1 protein-coding gene is annotated in these 835 nt (G+C 66.2%); it reads right to left on the bottom strand.

Annotated features, from left to right (window positions below):
- A partial coding sequence (locus BTW07_RS19735) for an Ig-like domain-containing protein (RefSeq protein ID WP_208605442.1) occupies positions 1-835 on the bottom strand: 835 nt, incomplete at both ends.

Genomic DNA, 835 nt, shown 5'->3' with positions numbered 1-835 from the left:
TCATTGAGGAAGCCGTCGCCGCCATCATTGATCTCGATGTCGTTGTCACCGGCGTTGGGTGCAGCGGTATCCACGATTGCCGTGGCGGGGTCACTGGTATTGCCCGCCGCGTCCGTGGCCGTGGCATTGATCGTGTCGCCATCGGCGAGCGGGTCGCTCGGCGTTACGCTCCAGTTGCCGTCGCCATCGACGAGGGCCGGGTCACCGATCGCGTTGCCCGCATCATCGGTCAAGGTGACCGTGCTGCCGGGTTCGGCGGTGCCGGTGATGATGTCGCCGTTGGTCGGGTCGATCGCCGGCGCCATCGGATCGACGGTATCCACGTTGAGGGTGAAGCTCGGGCTGGCCGGGGAGACGTTGCCGGCGGCATCGGTGGCAGTGGCGGTGAAGTCCACCTCGCCATCGGGCAGGGCGTTCGCGTCGCCGATGGTGAATGACCAGTTGCCATCGTCGTCGGCATCGGCAGTGCCGATCTGGGTACCGTTGGCGAGGATCGCCACCGTGGCATTGGCTTCGGCGGTGCCGGTCAGTGTCGGCGTGGCGTCGTTGGTGCTGTCGCCATCGCCGAGGGTGCCGGTCGGATCGATGTCATCGGTGGCGCTGTCGATAACTGGTGCCACCGGATCGGTGACATCGATGGTGACCGCGCCGAGGTTACCCACTCCGCTGGTGTTGCCGGCGGCATCGGTCTGACGCACCTGCACGGCGTCAGCGGCATAGTCGCCTTCCGGCAGTTCGAAGCCGGTACCCGTGCCGGGCGTCCAGCTGTTGCCGCCATCGGTGGAATATTCCCACGTTGCCTCGCCTTCGAGGCCATCGACGTTGATCGTGGCGT

This window comes from Salinicola socius, assembly GCF_001937195.1.
Classification (GTDB): domain Bacteria; phylum Pseudomonadota; class Gammaproteobacteria; order Pseudomonadales; family Halomonadaceae; genus Salinicola; species Salinicola socius.
This window is presented reverse-complemented; position numbering and strand designations above follow the sequence as displayed.